A 20,583-nucleotide genomic window follows, 5' to 3' on the forward strand; every position below is an offset into this window, starting at 1 on the left:
TATCACCTGGCTTTGAATTCGTATTTCTTTTCCTGTTTATCTTCCGCATAAAAGCTGATTGTTTCAGGCTTTTTTGCAGTGTCGAAGACAAAGGTGAGGGAACCGTCGCCACCCTGGACCTGTTCCCACCCGTATTCCTCTCCGCCGGTGGTGAACGAACAGAGGACCGGCACGACTATCTGCCCGTTTCGCAGGGGCATGGTGTTAAAACCCGAACCGGAAATGGTAATGGTTGTGCTGCCCTTTTCGTTCGTTCCCAGGGTGAATGCGGCAATGGTGTAGCTCTTGCCGTGGGAGCTGATGGTCAGCGGCAGCCGTTCTTCCGCCCCGGCAAGGGCGGGGATCAGAAGCGAAAGCCCCAGCAGCAGCCCGGGCACAAGCACCTGCCGTATCCCTGTGGCTGTTTGCAGCTTCTGCAGGATAGCGCATCTGCACCTTGAACTCACTGAATCCATCCTTTCTGCTCTTTTTCCCGATCCATGCTTTACACCATTTCCTTGCATCATTTCCTCCCTGTGTTGTGAAAAGAGATAGGTTATACTTTGCACGCTCTGGCCTGGCGCAGATATCTTTCCGGCCATACACTCGTGGGTACTGGTTCATGCCATGCATAAATGGCGACAAGATATTATACCACCAAGTTCATATTTACCGATTATCTTCTCGCTAAATTCAATGGAGTAAAGAATATTTTCAAATCCATTCCAGGAAGTACAAATGACATCATTGCAAATAAAGCATATCGTTACACTGAAAATCATTGACAATGACATTGAAATATAAAAAATGTCAACCTAGACCAAAAACGATATTCTCTATTGTTTCCGATATCTTTATGAGAATTTCTCCATTACTGTAGCATGAAACTCCTTCATCAAAATCTCCCATACAGAAAAATACGAATCAAGCAACTCCTCCGTCATTCCATACGGAAAAAATACATCCATAAGCAAAAAGCCGTTCACTGTTCCATTTATTGATTACATCCAACGGAACCTCTTTCTGAGTCTTTCTCCATCCAGCAAAAAACTGTATACTCTTGCAGTTGGCACCTTGTGTGCAATAATGAAAAACAATTTGGTATAGAAGCCCTCCCATCTTTCCCTCAATATGAGGGTCACCCTGGGAGTCCTTGCCCAGACTGGCCCTGCCATATCCTTTGGCCACCTCCAGGATAGCCTCGGGGTCGGCGGCCGTGACAAGCCTTGTCTCGGCAAAGGCCTCCGAGCCATAAAAAGCACCAAAAAAATAAAAAAGACAAAGCACTTCATAGCTCTTCTCCTCGAGTTGGGATATGGCCAATCAATTTTGCTGGAAAAACAGGCCGCATCACTTGCCTGCTTTGTCCTCCGCTCCTGCTCCTTTCTCCTGCCCTCCCCAGGTGTCCGGGCCGATACCGGCGAAGATTCGGGCAAAGAGCGCGTTGGCGCGCGCGACTCTTTCCGCGCGCGCCCTGGCCATACAGCCGAGCCAGGCCAGGAGATTTTGCAGCGCAAGAAGCGTCTGCTCCGGCATGGTGTAGGTATCGGCCAGGCGTTGCCGCAGCCAGTCCAGAAACAATACGCCGACCGCATCTTCACCCATGTGCACCCAGGCGCTGATGGCGGCAAAAACACGCTCCGGCCCGTTTAGCCGCAGTGCATCGAAGACCCTTGCCATCTGGCTCAGGCCGTGCACGCCGTCCGCGGCCCTGGCCTCGAAATCCCGCAGGAGGCCCAGCGGTGACAGGGCCGGTCGGGAGGAAGCGAGGCAGGCCGCCGCCTCTTTGATGAAGGCAGTGGTTTCATCGGCGTCGACGGGAGGTACATAGGGACCGGCGCCCAGACCTCTGGCCGACGGGCCGCCAGGGACTCCGAGATCCTCCACTACCGCATAGCAGCGTCGATCGCGCACGGAACCGAAGCCGCCGTGACCGGCGGCCATCATCTGGGGGACCTGGTGCAGCGCGGGAAAGTCCATACCCTTTTCTCCTTCCTGCTCGTGGATCAGGAACAGGGCGGTATGTTGACTGAGCAGTTGGTAACGGAGCGCCAGGGAACGGGCTTCTTCCGGGGTCGCGGCTGCTTCCAGGCGCGCGGCTCCGGCCAGACGGGCAATGGCATCACTTTCGATCAGGTCCGGAATTCCGGCCGAAAGATCGCACTCCTTGCCGTCTCCGCGCCAGCGCAGGATCGGTGCGGTCCGGGATGCAGCCGATCCGGTGAACGAGGCGAACACATGCACGGTATCTCCGCTGTACAGACGCAGGGGCAGGGCGGATTGCCAGGCCGGTGTACGCCCCCATTCGACCCGCAGGGAATCGGTCTCCGGCCCGCGCATCCTGTCCACCATGTTCCGCAGCGGCGGAAAAATATCCTCGTTGGGAGAAACGAAGGCACACGCGCCACCCGTTTGCAGGGCCAGTTGCCTGAGCAGACTTTCCGCCGGAGCGCTGCCCACGCCGATGGCGAAGATGCGTTCTCCCGAACTGCGGGCCGCATGGACAACGGCATCCACATCCCAGACGGCTCCGTCGGTGATGAGCAGAACACAGGGCGCATGCGGCGCGTCCTTCGGCAGGCGAATATCGTTGAAAGTCGCAAGCAGGGCGCGCTCCATCTCCGTGCCGCCCATATCCGCTTCGGTTCGGGCAAAGGCGTCGGCCAGTCTTTCCCGGACATCTCCGGACTCCAAAGACCAGCGCAGAAAGCCGGGAGTTTCGAGCCGCACCTTGCTGCCGAAACGGCTGTAGGAAACGTGGTCTCCGTTCTCCAGCATCGCCAGCAGGCCGGTCAATCCCCTTTTCAGACTGCCGATACTGTCTCCGGCCATGGAGCCGGAGCAGTCGGCCAGAATCTTCAGGCACAGGGGTTTGGAGAGGGCAGCGGGAAAGACGGGCCGGAAGCCGGCCAGAATCAGGTGCCGGCCGTCCAGATCCGGTCCGGTCAGGGCAAAGGATGGCCGCCCCGGGGCACTGATGGTGAAGATGCAGTCGCGATCCGGCATGGCTCCGGGAGCCAGGGTGACGACTGTGCCTTCCGCCGTATTCCCGACCTGGCAGGGGTGACTCGGGCAGTGCACCGTGGCCCCGGCAAGCGTTCCGCACAGGAGGAGCCGCAGGGTCAGGGGATATCTGCTCAGTATGTCCGCATCCGCGTTTTCGTGCGGCGCCAGACCGCCCGCCAGATGCCGGTCGCCGTAGCGGGGCGCTATGGTGCAGGGGATGGTCAGGCGGAACCCGCCCTGTTCGCAGGACAGCAACTGGACGTAGCGCAGTGTCACGTCCACGTCTTTGCCGTGTTCGATATTCCCCAGATTGGCCGTATACAGGCCCGGAGCGCTCCGCTCCACCAGGATAGGCGCATCGCCGCTCTCGATGCCCCTCTCGTACTCCTGCCGGGCCTCCGTTCGTTCCAGGACAAGGGCCCGCAGCCGCCGGCCGGCCATGACAACGTCCATGCCGACAAATATGGCGCCCCGCAAGCGGAAAGGTGTAGACGATTTCCAGATTCCTGGCGCTGTCGTTGCAGTAGCGCTGGGTCATCGCCATGCTTGCCAGCAGTCCGTCGACCCGCCCTTCGATATGCACCGATTTCAGGGCGATGCGCCTTCCGCCTGTGCTGACCATACAGGCTTCCTGGACCATATCCGATCCTCCCGGGCTGTTCATGGGTTGCTATTCATTGTGGGTGGTATTCCCCGTTTCATCCGGCATGTTGTCAACCACTCTCATAATTTCTTTGATGAACAGCCGTAGTCGCTCAGGACTTATCCCCGCTTCCTCGGGGGCAATCTGCAGCTCGATCCCCGGTGCGATGTGGATGTGACTGCGAACCTCCACATCTCCCGGCTGGCGTTGCCGCGGCGGAACGGGCGCCTCCGCGCCCGCCAGCACCTCGCGGATACACTCCAGGGATACCCCGGCCGTGGACAGCTCCCGGATCCTGAGCAACTGGCCCAGATGCTCCCTGCTGTACTTGGCCGCCCTGGCTTCCCCTATGGGCCGGGAAACCAGGCCAAGCTGGATGTAGTAGCGAACCGTGCGTTTGCTGAAACCGGTCAGCCGGCACAGCTCGTCCAAAGAAAGCATCCTTGATGTCATGTGCATACCTTTTTAACACTAAAACTGTCAAGATAAAGTGTCATGTATTTTTCTGGAAACCGGACTTGACCATGTCAGTTACGTCATTCTGACAGCAAGGCCAATCACTCTGCCAATGCAGTGTGCCCCATGAAAACACAAGATACCATCAGCGCCGCGGGTATGCTCCCACAAGTTTTTGCCAGCAGCGCCCGGCATCCTGGCGACATGGGCTCCGCTCCGGTATGGCACAGTAGCGCCTGCGCGATTATTGATCGCGCAGAGCAGCCACCGATGGCGACCGGCAGAGCCGGGTTTGGGGCCTGGGAGACCCGATCCTGCCCGGGCTGTGGGAGGCTGGCTGGCACCGGAAAAGTCTAAGCATTTGGCCCGAAATTGTGCTACAATGCGCCCCGGCCCGAATCTCCTTGGTTTTAATGGATTTTTTTGCGAATCCACCCTGTTTCGTCCCCTCAGCGACGCACAGCATGAGCCGGGTGCTTGACAAATTGTGTGAACCGCTTGCAGCAGCCTGCAGGCAGGTTCATCTCCAGGCAGAGATACAGGTCTGAAGAAGCCAGGACCGCATTGCATGCAGTGATCATAAAGGGGGGCGAGATCTGCCATCCGTGCAGGGTACGGGCCGCACATGCAGCGCCGCTTTTGGAGTTGAACGAATGGAGAAGCCCTTGTCCATATCCCTGGCATGCAGCGCGCTGGGCCGCAGGATCGCGCTGGCCCTTCTACCGCCGCTCGTGGCCAGGCTCATGCGGCTCTGGTTCGGCACCTGCAGGCTGGAGGTCCGCGATGCGCAGGAATTTTACGGGCGCCTGGAACGCGGCGACCAGATGATTGCCAGCTTCTGGCATTACAGCTTTTTCTATCTCTTCTACTATCTGCGGGGCCGGCACGCGGCAACCATGGTGAGCGCCAGCACGGACGGCGAATACATTGCCCGGCTGGCCCTGTGCTTCGGTCATCAGCCGGTGCGCGGCTCCTCACACCGCCGGGGTTTTCGTGCGCTGCGGGAAATGCTGGCAGCGCTGGCCCGGGGCCTGAATGCAGGCATTGTGGCCGACGGCTCGCAGGGGCCGGCGAGGCGGGCGCAGGCCGGCTGCATCCTCATGGCCTCGCACTCCGGCTGTCCCATTTTTCCGGTGGCCTGGGCTGCCAGCAGGGCCATCATTTTCCACAGTTGGGACAGAACGGTCCTGCCCCTGCCCTTTTCCCGCATCGTGCTCTACCACGGCCCGCCCATCCCTGTGCCGCCGGACCTCTCCGCTGCGGAGACAGAGGCCTGGCGACAACACCTGGAAGACGAACTGAACCGTCTCTACCATGCGGCCTGGCAGGCGCTGGGCAAGGGGCCGCATGACGGGAACCGGGCCCGTCGGCGCCATGCGGTGGCAGGCGGCAGGCAGCACAATCAACCGAGCGGGCAACAAACGCTTCATATATGAACACGCAAAGCACTCGTGCACTCGTCATCGCCGGTCTGAGCGGCGGCTCGGGCAAATCCGTGGCCTCGGTAGGGCTGCTGGCCGCCTTGAAGGCACGCGGCCTTCAGGTGCAGCCTTTCAAGAAAGGGCCGGACTACATCGACGCCGGCTGGCTGGCGCAGGCGGCAGGCCGGCCCTGCTACAATCTGGACGCGTATCTGGCCGGGCCGGAGCAGGTGCAGGCCACCTTTTACGGGCACCTGGCCGGCGCCGATCTGGCGCTTGTCGAGGGCAACCGGGGGCTTTTCGACGGCGTGGACGCGGCGGGCAGCTCCTCCACGGCCGAACTGGCCATCCTCCTGCACCTGCCGGTGCTCCTGATGATGAACTGCACCAAGGCGACCCGCACCATGGCGGCGCTGGCCCTGGGCTGCCGGAACTTCGAGTCACGGCTCAAGCTCGCGGGCGTGCTGCTGAATCAGGTGGCGAACGCCCGGCAGGAAAAGGTCATCCGCGAGGCCCTGGCAGGTATCGACATGCCGGTTCTGGGGGTCATTCCCAAGCTGGGCCGGGACATCTTTCCCATGCGGCATCTGGGCGTGACTCCGCATCAGGAGTACGCAGGCGCGGAGCAGGCGGTGAGTCATCTGGGCGGGCTCGCGGCCCGTCATTTCGACCTCGATGCGATTCTGGCGCTCACACAGCCCACGGCCCCGGCGGCCGCAGCCGCGGCCGCTGTACCCGGGGCAGCGGCCGGACTGAAAATCGGCGTGCTCAGGGATGCGGCCTTCCAGTTCTACTACGAGGAGAATCTGGAAGCGCTCAGGGCCGGCGGGGCGGAGCTGGCGGCCATCAATGCGCTCACAGCCCCCGCACTGCCCAGCGGCCTGCATGCGCTGTACATCGGCGGCGGTTTCCCGGAAACCAGCGCCCAGGCGCTCGCGGAAAACACGGCCTTTCTCGCCTCGCTCCGGGCCGCGATAGATGCGGGGCTGCCCGTCTATGCGGAATGCGGCGGGCTGATCTATCTGGGCAGATCGCTCTTGCTGGACGGCAGGGAATATCCGCTGGCGGGCGTGTTTCCGGCCAGCTTTGCCCTCAGCAAAAAACCGCAGGCCCACGGCTATTCAAGGCTCCGGGTCGAGGGCCAAAACGCCTTTTACAGGCCAGGCCAGCTCATCCGCGGCCACGAATTCCGTTACTCCACGGTACAGGACTGGAGCGGCCGGAGTGCCGCACTCGGCATGCGGGTGGAGCGGGGCACCGGCTTTTATGCAGGCCGGGACGGGCTGGTTTACAAAAACGTTCTGGCCCTCTACACCCACGTTCTGGCGAGCGCCACCCCGGAATGGGCCGCAGGCATGCTGGCTGCCGCAGCCCGATATGCGGCAGAAAAGACAGACAGGTGAATCATGGACACAGGGAATCTGCTGGCCTCTGCCGGCGAGATGCAGGCGCTGGACAGAAAGACCATCGAGGAAATCGGCATTCCAGGCGCGGTGCTGATGGAGAACGCGGGCCGGGCCACGGTGGCGGCCATGGAACGGCACTTCGGGCCGGCGGCCGGCAAGCGGGTGATCATCTTTGCCGGGCCGGGCAACAACGGCGGCGACGGACTGGTGATGGCCCGCTGTCTTGCCGACCGGGGCGCCTTGCCCTCTGTACTGCTGGTGGGCGATCCCGCCAGACTGCCGCCGGACGCGGCCCGGAACTGGGCCATCCTGGAGCGGCTGCAGGTGGCGCGCAGGGTGATCGATCCGAACGCTGCATGGCCAACAGACTGGCAGGAGGCATCCAGCCGCCCCCTGCACAGCGTGGTGGACGCGCTCTTCGGCATTGGCCTGACGAGGCCGCTCAGCGGCTGCTATCTCGCAGCGCTGCACGCCATGCGGGACCTGGCCCGGGCCAGCGCCTGCCCCATTGTGGCGGCGGACATGCCCTCCGGCCTGCACAGCGACACCGGCGCCATTCTGGGCGAGGCCGTCCAGGCGGATCTGACCGTCACCTATGGTCTGGCCAAGCCCGGGCATCTGCACAACGGCGGCCCCCGGATCGGCATCCTCGAGGTGGCGGACATCGGCATCCCGTCGCAGGCGGCAGCGGCAGCCAACCTGGCGGGCCGCCTGCTCGACGGCCGGGTGCTGGCCCGCTTGCCGCCTCGGGCCCGGACCAGCCACAAGGGCAGTCATGGCCACGTGCTGGTGCTGGCCGGTTCCACCGGCAAGAGCGGAGCCGCGATTCTGGCCGCCAAAGGCGCGCTGGCAAGCGGAGCCGGGCTGGTGAGCTGCGCCCTGCCGGCCGCTCTGCTCCCCATTTTCGCCACGGCCGTGGCCGAGGCCATGAGCGAGCCACTGGCCGCCTCCGACCATCTGGCCCATGCGGATCTCGCCGCTGTCGCCAGACTCTGTGCCGGCAAGGCGGCGCTGCTCATCGGCCCGGGCCTGGGCCGGCATCCGGAAACCGCAGGGCTGGTCACGGCCCTCTACCGGGAACGACCCGAGCCCATGGTCGTGGACGCGGACGCGCTCAATATCCTGGCTGCCGACAGAGAGGCGCTCGCCGCTCCCGGCGGCCCGCGCATCCTCTGCCCGCATCCCGGAGAAATGGCCCGCCTGCTGGACTTGCCCGTGCCGGAACTGCAGCGAGACCGGCTCGCCTCGGCACAGAGGCTCTGCAGCCTCTGCGGTCCGCATCAGCCCATTGTGGCCCTGCTCAAGGGCGCGGGCACGGTGGTGGCGGCGAACAAGGCGGCGGGCGGGCTTTGGGCCGTCAACAGCAGCGGCAATCCGGGCATGGCCAGCGGCGGCATGGGCGACGTGCTGGCCGGCGTCATTGCCGGGCTCCTGGCCCAGCATCATGAGCCATGGCTGGCCGCCTGCGCGGGCGTGTGGCTGCACGGGGCAGCAGCCGACCTCCTGGCAAAAGAACGGCCCTTCGGCTACACTGCGGGCGAAGTGGCCGCAGCCCTGCCCCGTTTGTTCGCGGACAGGCGCAAAAAAAGGCAAAGCCCTGACTCTGGGGAGGAGCAGATATGCTGACAGCGAAAGACCTGATGAACAGGGAAGTCATCACCGTGCAGGCGGATCAGAATGTACGCGAGCTGGCCGAACTCTTTCTGCGCAAAAACTTCAGTGGTGCGCCGGTTGTGGATGGGGCGGGCAAACTGATCGGGATCGTCACCCGAAACGATCTGATCTTTACCCGCAAGCGGGTGCAACTGCCCAGAAGCATCGCCATCCTGGATGCCTTTTTCTTTCTGGACAGTCCGGACAAGATGCGGCATGAGATGCAGAAGATCGCAGGTTCGCGGGTGGGCGACATCTGCACCGGAAACCCGGTGACCGTCTCTCCCGAGGCAACCATGGAGGAAGTGGCCACCATCATGGCGGAAAGGCGCGTCCACACCCTGCCCGTGGTGGCTGAGGGTCAGATCGTGGGGGTCATCGGCAAGACCGATATCATTCGGGCAATGGTGCAGCAGGTCTGAAGGGCCTGGCGGCGTTCCGCCCGCCGCCCTGGTCGCCGTACAGACGCCAGCAGTTGCGGCCCATTTTCTTGGCCTCGTACATGGCCTGGTCGGCATGACGCAGCAGCTCGTCTGCGGTGGCGGCATTGTCCGGATATGCGGCAATGCCGATGCTCGCACCGATGGAACAGCAGAGCCCGTGCACATCCACCGGCTGGTTCAGCAGCTCGATGGCCCGCTCGGCCACCATGATGGCGCCGTGGAGCGAGGACGCGCTTTCCAGAAGGATCACAAATTCATCCCCGCCCAGACGGCACACCGAGTCTGCGGTGCGGACAGCGCTTTTCAGCCGTTTGCCCACCTGAATCAGCACTTCATCGCCCACGGCATGGCCATGGAGGTCGTTCACGGGCTTGAAGCGGTCCAGATCGATAAAGAGCAGAAAAAGCGGCCGCTCCTGCCGCCGGGCCAGACAAATGGCCTGGGGCAGGCGCGCCAGCAGATGGTTGCGGTTGGGCAGATTGGTCAGGGCGTCGTGATTGGCCATGTGGCGGATGAGCTGCTCCGCCTTCTGGCGTTCGGTGATATCCTGGAACACCGCCACGCCGCCGGTGAGGCGGCCGTCCAGAATGAGCGGTGCGGAGCGCAGCTCGGCCAGAAAGGTGCTGCCGTCCCGGCGCTCCATACGCGCCTCGTTGAAATGGGCCGGCGCATCCTCCTGGTCTGAATCCAGAAAGGGAAAGCAGTTTTCCTCAAAGGACTCGCTGCCTGCCAGGGCAATATGGAAAATCTCCCGGCAGTGCCGGCCCAGCAGCTCGTCCGTTGTGTAGCCGAGCAGATGCCGGCCCGCCTGGTTCATGTAGGCGATCAGGCCATGGCAGTCGACGCCGCAGATGCCGCTGTCCACCGTATCCAGGATCATTTCGTATTTCTGCGTGAGCAGACCCAGGGCACGGCAGGTCTGCTGCGCCCTGAGCAGAGTACGGATCCGCTGGAGCAGCACCGGCAGATGCGGCGGTTTGCGGACATAATCCGCCACCCCGGCCTCGTGGAGCTGGTGCGCCTCCACATCCTGGTACCTTTCGATCATGACCAGAAGCGGCGGCGGCTCGGCCATCTGCCGATTGATGGTCAGGCACAGCTCCCGCCCGCTCATGCCGGACAGATGCAGGTCCAGAAGCACCATGTCCACCGCCTGCCGCTGCAGGAGGGCAAGGGCGGAAGCGCCGTCCTCCGCCGCCATGATCAGGAAGCCCTCACCTTCCAGAAACCCGCGTAACACGGTATGCAGGCTTCGCTCCCCGCTGACCACAAGGATCAGCGGCCGGGGTGGATCGGACTGGGGACAGGACATGCTGCGGCTCATTCAGTGATGGAAAAATATGGCTACTGCCATTGTATGCAAAAGGGACTGTATTTCAAGCTGATGGCAGCCGGAACACGAAAAAGCCGGGAGCAGGAGCCCCCGGCTTTTCTCTCTGGATGACAGAGCTGAACAGGCCCTGGTACACGTTCTGGTTCGCAGAAAATCGCAGGGAGCGCCCACAAGCCGGAATCCTGGCGGCGGGATGGGACCGCTTTTCCCAGCCAGAGGCGGCTATTCCTCCCCCGGCCCAAGCGCGGCCTTGCGGCTCAGGCGGATGCGGCCGTGGTTGTCAATGTCGACCACCTTGACCCTGACCTTGTCCCCTTCACGCACCACGTCGGTCACCTTCTTGACCCGCTCGTGCTTCAGCTCGGAGATGTGCACCATGCCGTCGGTTCCAGGCAGGATCTCCACGAAGGCGCCGAAGTCCTTGATGGTGCGCACCGTTCCCTCATACACGCGCCCGATCTCCGGCATGGCGGTCATCTCCTCGATGCGCTGCACCAGCGCATTGGCGGACTCGGTGTTGTTACTGAAAATCTTGACCGTGCCATCATCCTCCACATCGATCTTGGAGTCGAACTCGGTGGTCATCTCGCGGATCACCTTGCCCCCGGGGCCGATGATGTCGCGAATCTTGTCCGGATGAATGTGCATGGTGAGGAAACGCGGCGCATGCCGGGAAATGCTCTCCCGCGGCGCGGCAATGGCCTCTGCCATCCTGCCCAGAATGTGCAGCCGGCCGTCCCTGGCCTGATTCAGGGCACGTCCCATGACAGCGCGGTCGACGCCGTCGATCTTGATGTCCATCTGCAGGCCGGTGATGCCCACGCTGGTGCCCACGACCTTGAAGTCCATGTCGCCCAGGTGGTCTTCATCGCCCAGGATGTCGGTGAGCACCACCACCTGCTCGCCTTCCTTGATCAAGCCCATGGCCACGCCTGCGACCGGCGCCTTGATGGGCACGCCCGCATCCATGAGCGCCAGACTGGAGCCGCAGACCGTGGCCATGGACGAGGAACCGTTGGACTCCAGGATTTCGGAAACCACGCGGAGGGTATAGGGAAAGCTGTCGCCGTCCGGCAGCACCGGCTCCACACCGCGCCGGGCCAAGGTGCCATGCCCGATGTCGCGGCGGCTGGGCCCCCGCAGGGGGCGAACCTCGCCCACGCAGAAGGGCGGAAAATTGTAGTGGAGCATGAAACGGCGGAAAACATCGCCGCTCAGGCCTTCCACATGCTGCTCGTCCCGCTCGCTGCCAAGCGTGCTGATGACCAAAGCCTGGGTTTCGCCGCGGGTGAACAGCGCCGAGCCATGGGCCCGGGGCAGTACGCCGACCTCACAGGTAATGGGCCGTACTTCGGTAAAGGAGCGATTGTCCAGACGGCGGCCCTGCTCCAGGATCTGGGCACGCATCCGGCCCTTCAGAAAGGCATCCAGCAGTCCGCCGATCTGCGCCTGCGCCTCCTCGCCCTCCGAGGCGAGCTGCGCCTGCACGTCCTGGCAAAGCGCGCTGTAGGCATCGGCCCGCTCGAGTTTGCCCGGCGTGTTCAACACGGTTTCGATGCCCGGCTGGGCCGCGGCCTCCACTTTGGCCTTCAGCGCCTCGTCAAGCACCGGTGCGCTGACCGGCCGTTTGCTTTTGCCAAGCTGCTGCTGCCACTGCATCTGCACGTCGATCAGCGGTTGAATGCCTGCGTGGGCGAAAAAGATGGCCTCCAGCACTTCGGCCTCGCTGGCCTCCAGCGCCTTGCCTTCCACCATGACCACCGCGTTCTTCGTGCCCGCCACCACCAGGTTGATGCTCGCCTTTTCCTGCTGCGCCCGGGTCGGATTCAGCAGATACTGGCCGTCGATCAGGGCCACGCGCGCGGCGCCCACCGGGCCGGCGAAGGGGATGTCGGAGAGGCAGAGCGCCATGGACGCGCCGTTCATGGCCAGGAGGTCCGGCTCGATCTGGGGATCAGCGGAAAAGACCGTGGCAATGACCTGGGTCTCCGAAGCGTAGCCTTTGGGAAAAAGGGGCCGGAGCGGCCGGTCAATCAGGCGGCAGGTCAGAATCTCCCGCTCGCTCGGACGGCCGATTTCCCGGCGAAAATAGCTGCCCGGAATGCGGCCGGCAGCGTACATCTTTTCCTGATACTCGATGGTCAGGGGCAGAAAGCCCAGGTCCTTGCCGGTCTTTTCCGCCACCACGGTCACCAGAACCATGGTTTCACCACAGGAAACCACCACCGAGCCATTGGCCTGCCTGGCCATCTTGCCGGTTTCGAAGGAGATGCTCTGATCGCCGATCTGTGCTGATACTGTCTGTTTCATGCTGTTCTTGTCCTCCTGACGCTGGGCCCTGCCAGCGCCCTGTTGCCCGATGGCCGCCGGGCGCCTGCCGGCCTCATACGCCAAGCCACAAAGAAAGAAGGAAGCAGCAGGCATCCGCCTTTCTTCGTGTCTTTGCAGCAGTGCCGGCTGCGCCTGCGCCATCAAAAAAGAGGCGGAAGAGTTTTACCCCTCCTCCGCCTGTTGCTGCGCCTGCGAAGGCCCTACTTGCGGATGCCGAGTGCCTGAATGAGGTCGCGATACTTGGTGATGTCTTTTTTCTGCAAATACTTCAACAAATTACGACGCTGACCAACCAGCTTCAGCAAACCGCGGCGGGAATGGTGATCCTTGATATGCGTCTGAAAATGCTCGGTCAGGTACTTGATCCGGCTCGTGATCAGGGCAATCTGCACCTCGCAGGAACCGGTATCGGTCGCATGGGTCTTGAACTGCTCGATAATCTCTTTTTTCTGCTCTGTTGTCTGCACCATGGCAGTATCTCCTGTTGTCCTTCTGCTGCCAGCGAAGCTTTTCCGCCCCGGCCGCGCTGGAGTCTGGATACATGGCCCTGTTGGTCCCGCTTCTGGGGAAGGAAACGGCAGGGCCGGAAAATTTATGCAGTCTGTATAACCGGTTTCAGGGAATTCCGGCAAGCTGAAATCGGCTGTCCGCCCTGTGCCGCTCCGCCCGGAGCACGGCTTCCGCCACCGGCATTCTCGCGGCCATGAGCAGCGCCCTGCCCTGTTCGCCGGCATCGCCAAGGAGCAGCCGGCCATCGACCGCCTCTCCGACCCCAAAGGGGCCGCTCTGCGTACGGCGGAGTGCGGAGAGATGGGCGCCGCAGCCCAGGGCCGTGCCGATATCCCCCGCCAACACGCGGATATAGGTGCCCCGGCTGCAGGTGACTGCAATATCCAGCTCGTGGCGCCTGTCATCGTAGGCCAGCATTTCCAGGCGGTAAATCTGCACCGGACGGGCCGCCTTCTCGATGTAAATGCCCTGGCGCGCATAGCTGTAGAGCGGCCGGCCATGGTGTTTCAGGGCCGAAAAGGCGGGCGGAACCTGCATCTGCTCGCCCTGCATGCCGGCCAGACAGGAGCGAATGGCCGCCGTGTCCACCGCCACCGCCTGCCGGCTCAGCACCTGGCCTTCCGGGTCCTGGGTGCTGGTCTCAACCCCCAGTTGCAGTCTGGCCAGATAGCGCTTCGTGCCTGCCATAAAGGTTTCGATATGCCGGGTCGCCGTGCGGCCCGCACAGAGCAGCAGCAGGCCGCTGGCAAAGGGATCCAGGGTGCCCGCATGACCGACTTTTCTGATATTCAGAAGCCAGCGGAGCCGCCGTACCACGGCAAAGGAACTCAGTCCGGCCGGCTTGTCCACCAGATAAACGCCGACCGGCTCCGCCGTACCGGCCTCCACCTCACTCATTCCGCCTCATGGGCCCTGATGCCCTCGATGATGAGGGGCAGAATCCGGCCATGCACCTCATCCAAACTCGCATCGCGAAACGTGCAGCCGCTCGCGTTTTTGTGCCCGCCGCCGCCAAAGTGCGCCGCAATCCTCGACACGTCGCACTGGCCCTTGGCCCGCAGGCTCACGGAGATATGGCCTGGTTCGGTTTCCTTCAGAAACACGGCCACCCGGACCGAACGAATGGCCCGGGGATAGTTGACGAAGTGTTCCACATCCTCCAGCGTGGTGAAGGTGCGGTCGCGCATGGCCCGGGTCACCCGGATCACGGCGATGCGCTCCCGGTGGTACAGCTTCAGGGTGGCCAGAACGTCGTGCAGCAGGCGCAGGCGGCCTGGGGTGAAGTTGTTGTAGAGCTGGTTCGCCATGTTTGCCGGGTCTGCGCCGGCGCGCACCAGCGCCGCAGCCACTTCGAAGGTGTGGCTGCTCGTACTGGCATAATGAAAGGAGCCGGTGTCCGTGCTGATGGCCGCGTACAGGCATTGGGCCGCCTCGGGTGAAATGTCCAGGCCCAGTTCCTGCGCCAGTTCGAAAATCATCTCTCCGGTGGCGGCGCTGTCCGGCGAGATCCAGTTGACGTCGCCAAAACCTGGGTTGCTGTGGTGGTGATCCACCACCAGAACCGGATGCCAGGCCAGCAGTTCGTTCTCATACCTGCCCACCCGGCTCCTGTCACCGCAATCCAGGGTGATGACCGCACCCTCCTCGCCCGCTGCCCGCAGAAAGCCCTGCACCACCCCGATATCGCTCACCACCCGGCCCGAGCCCGGCAGAAAACGGTAAATCACCGGAACCGGCTCTTCGAAAAAGCAAAGCGCCTCCCTGCCCAGATGATCCAGCATGTCGGCCAGGCCCAACACGGAGCCCACCGCATCGCCGTCCGGATTGTAGTGGGCGCAGAGGACAAAACGCTTCTTCTCCCGGATCACATGGGCAATGGCTTCGAGGGACATCCGTCTACTCCCGCGTCCTGCGTTCACGTTCGAGTGCGCTCAGGAGCAGCTCCACCCGTTCGGCTTCTTCAGCCACATCATCATAGGCAAGCAGAATTTCCGGCGTATGGCGCAGATTCAGCACGCTGGCCAGATGGCTGCGGAAAAAACCGCGGGCCTTCTTCGCGCCCGCCATCACGCGCTCCCGCTCCTCCGGCCTTTCAGCCCGGACAAAGAGCTTCGCGGTCTTGAGGTCCGCACTGACCTCGACCCGGCTCAGGACGGCGCCCGCAAGCCTGGGATCGGAGACGCTACGGCGCAACAGCAGATTCAGCTCATTCTTGACAGCCTCGGCCACCCGCCTGGGCCGCTTGCTTTCCGGCCGGGCCAGCTCCGGCAGTTTGAAATCGAAGTCCATAGCCCAAGCTACAGTGTAGCCTCCACCTCATCCATGACAAAGGCCTCGAGCTGATCGCCCACCTTGATATCGTTAAAGCGCTCCACCCCGATGCCGCACTCGAAGCCGGTCAGCACTTCCTTGGCGTCGTCCTTGAAGCGCTTCAGGGAGGCGATTTTACCGGTATAGATCACCACACCCTCCCGCAGCACCCGCACTTTCGCGTTCCGCTGCATTTTGCCGGAAAGCACCGTACAGCCCGCGATCAGACCCACCTTCGGCACCTGGAAGGTCTGGCGCACATCGGCCGTGCCGATGACCCGCTCCTCGAAGGTCGGCTCCAGCATGCCCTTCATGGCCTTTTCGATATCTTCCAGCGCATGATAGATGACATCATAGGCGCGCACATCCACGCCTTCCTGCCCGGCCAGTTCCTTGACCTTGACAGAGGGGCGGACGTTGAAGCCGATGACAATGGCATTGGAGGCGGAAGCCAGATGGATGTCGTTTTCCGTAATGGAGCCCGTGCCCTCATGCAGCACATGCACACGGATGGTGTCGGTGGACAGATTCTCCGCTGCCTGGCCAAAGGCTTCCAGCGTGCCCTGCACGTCGGCCCGCAGGATGACCTTCAGTTCCTTCATGTCCTGCTCGGCCATCTTCTCGAAGAGGTTGTCCAGAGATACCTTGGAGGCGCTCGCCAGCTCGGTTTCCCGGGCCTTGAGCTGGCGGGCCGAGGCCACGGCCTTGGCCATCTTCTCGTCCGTCACCACCATGAAGGGATCGCCTGCGGAGGGCACACCGGAGAGCCCCTGAATCTCCACCGGAATGGCCGGGCCCGCGGCTTTGACCCGCTCGCCGCGCTCGTTCGAGAGCAGGCGCACCCGGCCGCTGAACATGCCGGCCACGAAGTTGTCCCCGGGCCGAAGCGTGCCTTCCTGCACGAGCACCGTGGCCACCGGGCCCCGCCCCTTGTGCAGTTGGGCCTCGATGACCACGCCCCTGGCCTTGCGGCTGGGATCGGCCTTCAGCTCCAGGATATCGGCCTGAATCTGGATGGACTCCAGCAGTTCGGGAATGCCGAGTCCCTTTTTGGCCGAGGTTTCGCAGTAGATTGTCTGTCCGCCCCAGTCTTCGGGGATCAGGCCGTAGTCGCTCAGCTCACGGCGCACCCGCTCCGCATCGGCGCCGGGCTTGTCGATTTTATTGACCGCCACCACAATGGGCACCTCCGCAGCCTTGGCATGGGCAATGGCCTCCTTGGTCTGCTCCATGACGCCGTCGTCCGCCGCCACGACCAGGACCACGATATCCGTGACCTGGGCGCCGCGGGAACGCATCTCGGTGAAGGCCGCATGGCCCGGCGTATCGACAAAGGTGATGCCGCCGCCCTGGGCATTCTGCACATGATAGGCGCCGATGTGCTGGGTGATGCCGCCGGCCTCGCCCAGGGCCACGTCCGTCTTTCGGATGGCGTCCAGGATGGAGGTCTTGCCGTGGTCGACATGGCCCATGACCGTGACCACAGGCGGCCGGGGCAGGGCCTCGCCGCCCTGCTCTTCCTCCATGGCCTCCAAAGCCTCGACTTCCAGCTCCGCGTGCATGGCCTGCTCGACCTCAAAACCGAAATCCGTGGCCACGAGGGCTGCCGTGTCCACGTCCAAAGCCTGATTCACGGTTGCCATCACACCCAGCTTCATCAACGCGGTGATGACTTCCGTGGCCTTGACGCTCATGTGTCTGGCCAGATCGGCCACGCTGATGCTGGCCACCACCTTGATGCGGCGCTTGATGGCCCTGGTTTCGGCAACCGGCTGCGGCAGCTCCCGGGCCTGACGCGGGTTCTTTTTCCTCCTGCCCCCGCGCTGACGCGTGTAGTCGCCCTCCGCATCGCCCAGAAAATCCTCGCGGCCGCCTTTGCCCTTCCGGCCGCTGCCCCGGGCCATCCGGCGATCGAGCGCCTCGTCCTCGGAGACAGCCACCACCCGGCGGTTGCCCTTGTCCTTTTTCTTGCCACCACGGGCAGCGCCGCGGCCCGCATCCTGGCCAACTGCGGCGTCATGCGCCGGGGCTGCCGGACGGTTGCCGGGCTTTGGTCTGGCGGGCCGCTGCTCGGAAGCGGAAGCCTCGCTGGGCACGGGAATTTCCATCCGGCCCACGATTCTGGCGAGCGGTTTCGGCCGTTCCGGCTCGGTGCCGGGCCCGGGGGTGGTTCTGACCTTCCTGACCCTGGGTCTTTTCTGCTGGGCCGGAGTCTGGTCCTTCGCTGCTGGGGGAGCAGCCGTGGCCGGCCGGGATTCGGCGCTTTCCCGGCTCCCGCTCTCCTGCACCGCTTCCGGCTCTTCGGCACTGGGGGCCGTGGTCCCGATCCCAGGCTCCGCTTCGGCCGGCACCGCCCGCTCCGGTTCCGGGGCTTCGGCCTGTTCCGGCACCGCCGGCGCCTGGCTTTCCGAAAGCCCCGCCGCTTCGGCCGGCAGGGACTCGCGATTTTCCTGCTCCTGGGCCAGGAGCCGGATCCGGGCGGCCTCGGCCTCTTCCTCCAGAGCCCGGGTCTCGGCCAGCTCCTGCTGGCGGGCCGCCTCTTCCTTGTCCGCCTTGGAACGCCGCCGCACAACAGTCCCGCCCCAGGGGCCGCTGCTCTCGGAGCGTCCCCTGACTTCGATCCGGCCCACCGATACAGAGGGGCTCACCGGTTCGCCACCCATTTTCCTGCGAATATCCGCAACCATGTCATCTTCCAGGGTGGAGCTGTGACTGGTCACCGCATAGCCCAGTTCAACCAGCCTGTCCGCCAGTTCCTTGCCCTTCATCCCGAATTCCCTTGCCAGATCGTAAACCCGAACTTTTGCCATATAAGCCTGCCCTCCCTGACTCTGCACCCCTTGCCCCGTCCCGCGCTCAGGCCCCGGTTGCGGCACTGCCGGACTGCTCCGCGTCCGGCCTGTCATTTTCGACCTCGGTCTGCCCGGCCAGGGCCTCTGCCCCCGAGGCCGCACTCCCTGCCGCTTCCGTCCCGGACAGTATCGGAGACGCCACCTCGCGGGCACGTTCCTGCACCACTCTGACAACCGCTTCGTCCGCCTTGAGCAGCCGGACCAGCTCGTTGGTATCGCTTTCGGCCAGCATGGCAGCGGTCAGAATGCCGCCGGCAAAGAGCCGGTCCGCCAGATTTTCATCAATGCCCTGCACCAGCAGCAGGCTGCGGTAGCCCGGATTTTCCAGATTGGTGTACCGCTGCTGACTCTTCACGTCAATGCGCCAGCCCAAAAGCCGGTAGGCCAGCCGCACGTTCTGGCCCTGCCGGCCGATGGCCAGGGAAAGCTGATCATCCGGCACCACCACCAGGAGCGTCTTGTGCTCGTCATCCACCTCCACCATGTTCACCTGGGCCGGGGCCAGGGCATTGCACACATACTTCACCGGATCCGGACTCCAGGGCACGATGTCGATGCGCTCGCCCTGCAGCTCCTGGACCACGTTCTGCACGCGGGAGCCCTTGAGGCCCACGCAGGCGCCCACCGGGTCCACATCCGACTCCAACGAGGACACGGCAATCTTGGCCCGAAAGCCCGGGTCGCGACTCACACCCATGATCTTGACCGTACCCTCCGCAATCTCCGGCACCTCCAGCTCGAAAAGTTTGACCAGAAATTCGTTGCAGGTCCGGCTCAGGATAAGCTGGGCGTCGCGGTAGCGGGAGCGGCCCTGCGCCTCCTCCTCCGCCAGCTCGCTGCGGCTCCGGCGCACCTGCTGCAGATAGGCGCGAATGCGGTCGCCCTGCTTGTAGGTACGCTGTTTCAGGATCTGGCCGTCCCGCGGCAGGAGCGCGTCGGTGCGGCCCAGGTTGACGATCATGTCGCCGCGTTCGAAGCGCTGGACAATGCCGTTCACCACCGTGCCCTCCCGGTCGCGGTACATCTCGTACACCACTTCCCGCTCGGCCTCGCGCATGCGGTGGATGATGACCTGCTTGGCCGACTGGGCGGCAATGCGGCCCAGTTCCGAGATATCGGTCAGCCGCTCGCCGATATCGTCATCCAGCCCGGCTTCCGGGTCACGTCGTCTCGCCTCTTCCAGGGAAATCTCCCGGGCCTCGTTGACCACCTTTTCCACCACCGTGCGGTACTGAAAGACCTCGACCTCGCCCAGCTCATCGTTGTACTGCACTTCGATATCGCGCTGCCCGCCGTACTTTTTCTTGACCGCCGAGCGTACCGCCTCTTCAATGGCATCAATCAACAGGTCCCGGTCTATGCCCTTGTCCCGACAAATCTGGTCAACAATCCTGCGTAAATTCTCCATGCCCGCCATATACATCACCCCTGCCCCAGCGCTCACCCGCGCCGGGCCGCATTCGCTCCTTCAATCCAGAGTCAGACGCGCCCTGGCAATCTGTTCCATGCGCAGCCCGAGTTTTTCCTTGTTGTCCATCAAAAGCGCTATCTCCCCGTTCTCAAGGCCCAAAAGCGTCCCGGTCAGGGTCTTGCCCTGTCCCTCGTCCCGGTGCAGCCTGAGACGCACCCGCCTGCCGGCAAAGCGGACGAAGTCCTCCGGCTTTCTGAGCGGCCGCTCCAGCCCCGGCGACGACACCTCCAGGGTGTAGGCATGCCTGATCAGCGCCTCCTCTTCCAGCCAGTCGTCCAGCCTGCGGCTCACAGCCGCGCAGTCGTCCACCGTGACGCCGCCTGCCCTGTCGATAAAGAATCTGAGCACCCAGCGCTGCCCTTCGAGACGGAACTGGGTCTCCACCAGCTCCATGCCCAGAGCCGCCACCAAAGGGCCGGCCTGGGCGGCAATCCTGCTTACAAGGGGATCGGACACATTTGCCTGCACAGCCTGACCCTGATCTTCGACTCCGGTTTCCATGCGCCTACAACGGGAAGTGGTGGGCGCAACAGCAAAAAAAAAGCGGGCAAAGCCCACTTTTCAGCAAACTGCAGAATGGATTGCAGAAACGGACAGGAACAGGCCCGTGTTTCTGTGGAGCGGGCGACGGGGGTCGAACCCGCGACCCCAAGCTTGGGAAGCTTGTGCTCTGCCAACTGAGCTACACCCGCACCCCATTCCTGAAAATTGGGGCAGCATACGGTATCGCTCGTGAAATGTCAAGCGGCAACACAGGGGAAAGCAGAGT

17 protein-coding genes, 1 tRNA gene and 1 pseudogene are annotated in these 20,583 nt (G+C 63.2%); 4 read left to right on the forward strand and 15 right to left on the reverse strand.

From position 1 onward, the window contains the following. Positions 1–2: 2 nt before the first annotated feature. The 5 genes and pseudogenes from CAY53_RS09600 to CAY53_RS09620 all read right to left on the reverse strand — a co-directional run bounded on the left by CAY53_RS09600 (position 3) and on the right by CAY53_RS09620 (position 4,081). Positions 3–377, reverse strand: coding sequence for a hypothetical protein (locus tag CAY53_RS09600; protein WP_146106483.1), 375 nt, complete (start codon positions 375–377; stop codon positions 3–5). 526 nt (positions 378–903) lie between these two features. Beyond that, on the reverse strand, positions 904–1,302 hold the full coding sequence (locus tag CAY53_RS09605; protein WP_104936921.1) for a YbjN domain-containing protein: 399 nt from the start codon (positions 1,300–1,302) through the stop codon (positions 904–906). A gap of 27 nt (positions 1,303–1,329) precedes the next feature. After that, entirely contained in the window at positions 1,330–3,462 is a 2,133-nt protein-coding gene (locus CAY53_RS09610; RefSeq protein WP_104936922.1) for a VIT and vWA domain-containing protein, read from the reverse strand. Between the two features lie 7 nt (positions 3,463–3,469). Continuing rightward, positions 3,470–3,649: pseudogene (locus CAY53_RS14140) on the reverse strand (hypothetical protein); the annotation flags it as partial. Between the two features lie 6 nt (positions 3,650–3,655). Continuing rightward, on the reverse strand, positions 3,656–4,081 hold the full coding sequence (locus tag CAY53_RS09620) for a MerR family transcriptional regulator (protein WP_219842661.1): 426 nt from the start codon (positions 4,079–4,081) through the stop codon (positions 3,656–3,658). Positions 4,082–4,749: 668 nt separating this feature from the next. Between CAY53_RS09620 and CAY53_RS09625 the strand changes: the two genes are divergently transcribed. Genes CAY53_RS09625 through CAY53_RS09640 form a run of 4 tightly spaced genes read left to right on the forward strand, consistent with a single transcriptional unit; the run spans position 4,750 to position 8,986 of the window. Beyond that, a complete protein-coding gene (locus CAY53_RS09625; RefSeq protein WP_181040261.1) occupies positions 4,750–5,520 on the forward strand; it encodes a lysophospholipid acyltransferase family protein in 771 nt (256 codons plus the stop codon). Further along, positions 5,517–6,908, forward strand: coding sequence for a cobyrinic acid a,c-diamide synthase CobB (locus CAY53_RS09630; protein ID WP_104936925.1), 1,392 nt, complete (start codon positions 5,517–5,519; stop codon positions 6,906–6,908). Before CAY53_RS09625 ends, CAY53_RS09630 begins: the two co-directional genes overlap by 4 nt. Positions 6,909–6,911: 3 nt before the next feature. Beyond that, positions 6,912–8,537 (forward strand): NAD(P)H-hydrate dehydratase, encoded by a 1,626-nt coding sequence (locus CAY53_RS09635; RefSeq protein ID WP_104936926.1) that lies wholly within the window; start codon positions 6,912–6,914, stop codon positions 8,535–8,537. Beyond that, the gene (locus tag CAY53_RS09640; RefSeq protein WP_104936927.1) at positions 8,531–8,986 is read left to right on the forward strand and encodes a CBS domain-containing protein; all 456 of its coding nucleotides are present in this window, start codon (positions 8,531–8,533) and stop codon (positions 8,984–8,986) included. Before CAY53_RS09635 ends, CAY53_RS09640 begins: the two co-directional genes overlap by 7 nt. On the opposite strand, the gene CAY53_RS09645 is transcribed toward CAY53_RS09640, so the two are convergent. The 10 genes from CAY53_RS09645 to CAY53_RS09690 form a co-directional block, all read right to left on the reverse strand. Further along, complete coding sequence (locus CAY53_RS09645; RefSeq protein ID WP_181040262.1) at positions 8,958–10,319, reverse strand: GGDEF domain-containing response regulator; 1,362 nt, start codon at positions 10,317–10,319, stop codon at positions 8,958–8,960. The two genes, CAY53_RS09640 and CAY53_RS09645, sit on opposite strands and share 29 nt — an antisense overlap. A gap of 243 nt (positions 10,320–10,562) precedes the next feature. After that, complete coding sequence (gene pnp, locus CAY53_RS09650) at positions 10,563–12,650, reverse strand: polyribonucleotide nucleotidyltransferase (protein ID WP_104937531.1); 2,088 nt, start codon at positions 12,648–12,650, stop codon at positions 10,563–10,565. 221 nt (positions 12,651–12,871) lie between these two features. Beyond that, on the reverse strand, positions 12,872–13,141 hold the full coding sequence (gene rpsO, locus CAY53_RS09655; protein WP_017866803.1) for a 30S ribosomal protein S15: 270 nt from the start codon (positions 13,139–13,141) through the stop codon (positions 12,872–12,874). A gap of 145 nt (positions 13,142–13,286) precedes the next feature. Continuing rightward, the gene (gene truB, locus CAY53_RS09660) at positions 13,287–14,078 is read right to left on the reverse strand and encodes a tRNA pseudouridine(55) synthase TruB (protein WP_104936929.1); all 792 of its coding nucleotides are present in this window, start codon (positions 14,076–14,078) and stop codon (positions 13,287–13,289) included. Next, on the reverse strand, positions 14,075–15,073 hold the full coding sequence (locus tag CAY53_RS09665; protein ID WP_104936930.1) for a DHH family phosphoesterase: 999 nt from the start codon (positions 15,071–15,073) through the stop codon (positions 14,075–14,077). Before CAY53_RS09665 ends, truB begins: the two co-directional genes overlap by 4 nt. 4 nt (positions 15,074–15,077) lie before the next feature. Then, positions 15,078–15,470 (reverse strand): 30S ribosome-binding factor RbfA, encoded by a 393-nt coding sequence (rbfA, locus tag CAY53_RS09670; RefSeq protein WP_104936931.1) that lies wholly within the window; start codon positions 15,468–15,470, stop codon positions 15,078–15,080. Positions 15,471–15,478: 8 nt separating this feature from the next. Next, positions 15,479–18,301 (reverse strand): translation initiation factor IF-2, encoded by a 2,823-nt coding sequence (gene infB / locus CAY53_RS09675; protein ID WP_104936932.1) that lies wholly within the window; start codon positions 18,299–18,301, stop codon positions 15,479–15,481. Between the two features lie 46 nt (positions 18,302–18,347). Beyond that, positions 18,348–19,760, reverse strand: coding sequence for a transcription termination factor NusA (nusA, locus tag CAY53_RS09680; protein WP_104937532.1), 1,413 nt, complete (start codon positions 19,758–19,760; stop codon positions 18,348–18,350). Between the two features lie 51 nt (positions 19,761–19,811). Then, the gene (locus CAY53_RS09685; RefSeq protein ID WP_245874798.1) at positions 19,812–20,270 is read right to left on the reverse strand and encodes a ribosome maturation factor RimP; all 459 of its coding nucleotides are present in this window, start codon (positions 20,268–20,270) and stop codon (positions 19,812–19,814) included. A 160-nt stretch (positions 20,271–20,430) separates the two neighbouring features. Next, positions 20,431–20,506, reverse strand: a tRNA-Gly gene (locus CAY53_RS09690). Positions 20,507–20,583: the final 77 nt, after the last annotated feature.

The sequence above is a fragment of the Desulfobulbus oralis genome (assembly GCF_002952055.1).
GTDB lineage: Bacteria > Desulfobacterota > Desulfobulbia > Desulfobulbales > Desulfobulbaceae > Desulfobulbus > Desulfobulbus oralis.